At 61.2% G+C, this 5,779-nt stretch carries 7 protein-coding genes; 5 read left to right on the top strand and 2 right to left on the bottom strand.

What is annotated here, in order from left to right; translation table 11 throughout:
• From pcaD to JWQ61_RS17635, 3 genes are all read left to right on the top strand, one after another.
• On the top strand, positions 1-1,221 hold a 1,221-nt coding region (pcaD, locus tag JWQ61_RS17645; protein WP_304361662.1), incomplete at its 5' end, for a 3-oxoadipate enol-lactonase.
• Positions 1,222-1,327: 106 nt separating this feature from the next.
• Entirely contained in the window at positions 1,328-2,086 is a 759-nt protein-coding gene (locus tag JWQ61_RS17640; RefSeq protein WP_304361661.1) for a hypothetical protein, read from the top strand.
• Positions 2,087-2,113: 27 nt separating this feature from the next.
• Entirely contained in the window at positions 2,114-2,872 is a 759-nt protein-coding gene (locus tag JWQ61_RS17635; RefSeq protein WP_304361660.1) for a hypothetical protein, read from the top strand.
• A gap of 53 nt (positions 2,873-2,925) precedes the next feature.
• Here JWQ61_RS17635 and JWQ61_RS17630 read toward each other — a convergent pair whose 3' ends face one another.
• A complete protein-coding gene (locus JWQ61_RS17630; protein WP_304361659.1) occupies positions 2,926-3,975 on the bottom strand; it encodes a chitosanase in 1,050 nt (349 codons plus the stop codon).
• Between the two features lie 315 nt (positions 3,976-4,290).
• On the opposite strand from JWQ61_RS17630, the gene JWQ61_RS17625 reads away from it, so the two are divergent.
• Positions 4,291-4,713, top strand: a complete 423-nt coding sequence (locus JWQ61_RS17625; protein WP_304361658.1) for a YXWGXW repeat-containing protein — start codon at positions 4,291-4,293, stop codon at positions 4,711-4,713.
• Positions 4,714-4,761: 48 nt separating this feature from the next.
• Here JWQ61_RS17625 and JWQ61_RS17620 read toward each other — a convergent pair whose 3' ends face one another.
• Complete coding sequence (locus tag JWQ61_RS17620; RefSeq protein WP_304361657.1) at positions 4,762-5,271, bottom strand: Lrp/AsnC family transcriptional regulator; 510 nt, start codon at positions 5,269-5,271, stop codon at positions 4,762-4,764.
• 170 nt (positions 5,272-5,441) lie between these two features.
• Between JWQ61_RS17620 and JWQ61_RS17615 the strand changes: the two genes are divergently transcribed.
• A partial coding sequence (locus tag JWQ61_RS17615) for a pyridoxal-phosphate dependent enzyme (RefSeq protein ID WP_304361656.1) occupies positions 5,442-5,779 on the top strand: 338 nt, incomplete at its 3' end.

The following is a 5,779-nucleotide window of genomic DNA, read 5'->3' as shown; positions in this document are numbered from 1 at the left end:
CACAACCGCCGCACCATCCTGGGCGACGCCTGGGTCGACCTTTCGCTGTCCAACTCGAACACCTTCAACGCCGAATTCCAGCACATGATCACGCACTTCGCCTGGAACGAGATCTGGGGCCGGCCCGGCCTGGAACACAAGACGCGGCGCATCATCGTACTGGCAATCACCACCGCGCTGGGCTGCTGGGAAGAGTTCGACCTGCACGCGCGCGCCGCGCTGCTGGGCGACGAAAGCAGCCGGCTGACGCCCGACGAGATCAAGGAGGTGCTGATGCAGTCGGCCATCTACGCCGGCGTCCCCGCCGCCAACACCGCGTTCGCCCATGCGCTGAAAATCCTGCGCGAGGTCGGCCCGCAGATCGGCTATGCGCTCGAGCCGCTGTCGCCGGCCGCCACCTGCCATCCCGGCGTCGGGCACGAAGGCCGCACTGCCAGCATCCCCGCGCTGCACTACAGCGTACGTGCCCCACGCAGCGGCAAGGCGCCGCGCCACACGGTGGTGCTCAGCCACGCGCTTGGCTGCGACCTGACCATGTGGGACCAACTGGCCACATTGCTGGGCGCCGATTGCCGCGTCATCGCCTACGACCATCGCGGCCATGGCGGCTCCGACGCACCCGCAGGACTGTATGCCATCGCCGACCTGGCCGACGACGCCGCGCGCCTGCTGCGTGAGCTCGATTCCGGCCCGGTGGTATGGATCGGCCTGTCGATGGGCGGCATGACCGGCCAGGAACTGGCGTTGCGCCATCCGTCGCTGGTGGCCGCGCTGGTCATCGCCAACTGCACCTCGCACTACCCGCCGCCGGCGCGTGAAGTGTGGCAGCAACGGATCGACACCGTGCGCGCGCAAGGCATCGAGGTGATTGCCGACGCTGTCATGGGGCGCTATTTCCATGACCGTTTCCGCGCCGAGCACAGCGCCACCGTGGCGCGTTTCCGCCAGCGCCTGGTCAATACCGGGCCTGCCGGCTATATCGGCTGCTGCCACGCGGTCGGCACCGTGGATACCACCGCGCGCCTGCCGCAGATAACCGTGCCGACGCTGGTGATTGCCGGAGAACTGGACCAGGGCACGCCGTTGGCCATGGCGCAGACACTGGCTGAGCAGATCCCGCAAGCCCGTCTGGTCGTATTGAAAGACGCTTCGCACCTGAGCGCAACGGAACAGCCGCAGGCGTTTGCCCAGGCCGTTGTGCAATTCATGCAGGAGTTGTGACGGCGGCTGCTCCGTGGCCGGATGGCATTCACTATGGCTGAGCTAAGTCTGGATCTCCAGACTGGCTGCAGCGATTCATTTGAAACCATCCACTTCGGAGGCTGCCATGGACACAGATGCAAGACTTTGGCTGAACAAGGTGCCGCAAGTCACCGTGCTGTTCTGGATCATCAAGATGATGTCCACTACAGTCGGCGAGACCGGCGCCGATTTCCTGAATGCCAATCTGAATTTCGGCCTGGGCGCGACCACCGCGCTGATGGGCATATTGTTTGCCGTCGCGCTGACGTTCCAGCTGCGCGCCAGGCGCTACGTGCCCTCCCTGTACTGGCTCACCGTGGTGTTCGTCAGCGTATTCGGCACCCTGGTCACCGACAACCTGACCGACCGTTTCAACGTGCCGCTGGCCGCCTCCACTGCCTGTTTCAGCATTGCCCTGATGGCCACCTTCGCCATCTGGTATGCGCAGGAAAAGACGCTTTCCATCCTGTCAATTGACAGTCCCAGGCGTGAACTGTTTTACTGGGCTGCGATCTTATTTACTTTCGCCCTCGGCACCGCGGCCGGCGACTGGCTGGCCGAAGGCTTGAACTTGGGTTATGCCAATTCCGCCCTGCTGTTCGGCGGACTGATCGCGGCCGTCGCCTTGTTCCGCTATGTATTCAAGGCCGATGCCGTCGCCTGCTTCTGGATCGCGTATGTGCTGACGCGCCCTTTCGGCGCATCCTGCGGCGACCTGCTGTCGCAGCCGGCAAGCAGCGGCGGCCTGGGCTTCGGCGCCATAGAAGCCAGCATCGTGTTCCTGGCGCTGATCATCGGCATGGTCATTTATCTCTCGTTTGTCCCGAAACGCCTGAACCAGTAACAGACCTGATATCGAAAGGAAATCCGCATGAACCAGTCTATCGAACGCGGCTTGAGCAAGGTCCCGGAGGTTACCCTGCTGTTCTGGATCATCAAGATAGCCGCCACCACGCTAGGTGAAACCGGCGGCGACGCCGTCTCCATGTCGATGAACCTCGGCTACCTGGTGGCGACCGCCATTTTCGCCGCAATCTTCCTGGTTGCCGTGTTTGCCCAGATCAAGGCCAAGGGTTTTCATCCATTCCTCTACTGGGCTACAATCATCGCCACCACCACCGTGGGAACCACGCTGGCCGACTTTGCCGACCGTTCGCTCGGCATCGGTTATGCGGGCGGCAGTTCCTTGCTGTTTATCCTGCTGATGGCATCGCTGGCGGTCTGGCACCGCACGCTTGGCTCGATATCGGTGGACACCGTCAATACGCCCAAGGCCGAGATGTTTTACTGGCTGACCATCATGTTTTCCCAGACCCTGGGGACGGCGCTGGGCGACTGGACCGCGGATAGCGCCGGCCTCGGTTATACCGGCGCCGCGCTGGTGTTCGGCGCGCTGCTGGCGCTGCTGGTGCTGGCTTACTACCGGACGCGCATATCGCGCACCCTGCTGTTCTGGGCCGCATTCATCCTGACCCGGCCGCTGGGCGCCGTGGTCGGCGATTTCCTCGACAAGCCGTTGAATGCCGGCGGCCTGGCGTTGAGCCGTTATTCCGCCTCGCTGGCGCTGTTTGCCTTCATCCTGGGCTGCATCCTGTTCTTCCGGCAAAGGCCGGCAAGCAAGGCCCACTAATCTCCATCGGGGTCTGCGGCGGCCGGAAAGCATCTTCCGGCCGCCGCCTGTGTTTACTTCAGGGTCCAGTTAGTCACCTTGATCACTGCCGCATCGGCATCCTTGAGATCCGTTTCGCCCAGTCCCAGCAGCGAACTCCACTGCTTCACGCGGTTCTTGCCGTTCGGCGGCTGGTTGTATTCGTTGGTGTCGACCACCTTGGTGCGCTGCGCGTAGAAACTCGTCATGAAAGTTTTTTCATTGGTGCTGCTGCCGGATTTGGCCAGCACACCCTCCAGCGAACCGGAATCGCCGTCGGCGCCCTGGTTCAGCGCGGTGTCGACGAATGAGCCGATGGTCAGCGCCGAACTGAAGCCGCGCTGGCGCGCCTGCTGCAGGCTGTATTTGATGTAGACGTTGTAGAAGGTATGCCACATCGCCTCGCGCCATGCCGCATTGTTCTGCAGTCCGCCGATCTTGCCGCAAAAGACTGTCGTGCTGTCGGTGATGTTCAGGATCGAACCCTGCATGCTGCCATGCACGCCGGCGCGCGTCAGGCCGCCTGCAATCGAGGGTTTGGCCGCGCCGCTGGCCGCATCGTATTCCTTGAACAGCGCCGGGCCGTCCGGGCCGGTGTCGTTCGGGCCGCCGGTGGTGGCGCCGAAGATGCCGATGGTGTAGCCGCGCTTGTCGCCCAGCGGTTCGCAATAGCCGTAGAATTTGGTCCAGTCGAGCGAATCCTGCTCCGGCTTGTTAACCAGTTTCATGATGTTGTCCCACTGCTCGCCGTCGAGACCGGTATTGGTCTTGAGGAATTGCAGCGTGGCCGGAGAAAAATTCGCATCGTGGTCGCTGGCTGCCGCCGCCACCTTTGCAACGCGGCAGGCCGTCCCGGCGATCCATGGCTGGGCGCTGTCGGCGCTGCCGCTGCTGCTTGCCGGATAATTGCCCTGGGTCCAATACGCCGCCGTGTAGTTGATGCCGCGATAACTGACCTTATTACCGCTAACATAGGGAGTCGCGCCATTCCAGGCGCTGTCGCAGGGAGCAACCCTGGCCGCCACCCGGACCTGGCTGCCGGCCGCTGAGCCGGACGCCGCCGCACTGGTAGAAAACGCCAGCATGCCGCAACAAATCGGCAGTATTCCCAATAATTTTCTTACATTTCTCAAAATGTTCTCCAGAATGAGTGGTATGAAGTACCCCGATATATTTCCACAATGCAATATTATAATAATCTAAATATTGCATTTTGGAATTTTATTAATGGAGAAAGGCCATGAGAGATGAGGATCTACGCGTCGGCGCCGCTAATCGTCTTGCTCAACAATATTTAACGGATGTAATGCGATGCGTTGAAGTGTAATTTTATGCATCATCGCTTCGTTTGAAAAAAATAAGAGATATAGTTTTCCAACCAAACAACTGTGGGAGAAAACATGAAACGCATCCTCTGCGCGGCAGCGCTGGCAGCACTCAGCGCTACTGCCTTTATACCAAGCCAGGCAATGGCGCAAATCGGCGTCAACATCACCATCGGCACCCCTCCCCCGGCGGCGCGTTATGAGCGCGTGCCGCCGCCGCGGGTCGGCTATGTCTGGGCGCCTGGCTACTGGAACTGGAACGGCAGCCGCCATGTCTGGGCCGGCGGCCATTGGGAACGGGCCCGCAACGGCTATCAGTACAGCCGTCCGGAATGGCGCCAGGGGAACAATGGCTGGGAACTGAACCGTGGCGGCTGGCGCCGTGGCGACGATCGCCATGACGACCGGCGTGACGACCGCCGCGGTGACGACCGCCGCGACGATGGCAACGGCCGTTACCATTGTCCTCCGGGCCAGGCAAAAAAAGGCAACTGCTAAATAGCGGCACCGGCCTGATCTGCCTTGCAGCGGATCAGGCCTGACTGCCTAAAGCGGCAGCTGGGTAGTCGAAAGAACCTGCTTGAGCACCATGAACGTGCGGATCTGCCGCACGCCCGGCAGGTACAGCAGCTGCTCCGCATGGAGCCGGTTATAGCTGTCGTTGTCCTTGGTCCGCAACAGCATGAAGTAGTCGAATTCGCCCGTGACTACATGGCATTCAAGGCAACCCGAAACTTTCTGCGCCGCCCGCTCGAAATCGGCAAACGATTCCGGCGTCGAGCGATCCAGCACCACACCGATCATCACCATGGTTCCGGCATCCAGCGCACGCGGATTAAGCAAGGCGACAATGCCCTTGATCAGTCCCGTCTCCTTGAGCCGTTCGACGCGCCGCAGGCAGGCCGGCGCACTCAAGTTGACCTTGGCCGCCAGCGCCACGTTAGAGATGGAAGCATCGCGCTGCAGCGCCCTGAGAATGGCGCGGTCGGTACGATCCATCACCGCGCCAAGAGTCTCCGCCGGCGGCGCCTTGGTGCGCAATTTTGTTGCCTTCATATAGTTCTTCTCAAAATAAAAATCACCTATTGAAGAGAATTTCATATTTTAGATCTGAATTCTCTTAAAAACTTGCAACCCCGATTCCAGGGATTGATTCTAATATGGTTTTTGTTCCGGCAGCGCCGCCGGCGAAGTATGGATCCCCCTCAACCTCAGGAGTCGCTTCCATGAACCTGCAGAAATTCCCCCGTCATCCGCTCACCTTCGGCCCCACCCCTATCCAGCCGCTGCAACGCCTCAGCGCCCACCTCGGCGGCAAGGTCGAACTCTATGCAAAACGCGAAGACTGCAACAGCGGCCTGGCGTTCGGCGGCAACAAGACCCGCAAGCTCGAGTACCTGATCCCGGAAGCGCTGGCGGGCGGCTACGACACGCTGGTGTCGATAGGCGGCATCCAGTCCAACCAGACGCGCCAGGTGGCAGCGGTTGCCGCCCATCTCGGCCTGAAGTGCGTGCTGGTGCAGGAGAACTGGGTGAATTATTCGGATGCGGTGTACGACCGGGT

The organism is Collimonas fungivorans (genome assembly GCF_028292705.1).
GTDB lineage: Bacteria > Pseudomonadota > Gammaproteobacteria > Burkholderiales > Burkholderiaceae_D > Collimonas > Collimonas fungivorans_B.
Note: the sequence above shows the minus strand (reverse complement) of the source record. Positions and strands in the feature narration are given on the sequence as shown.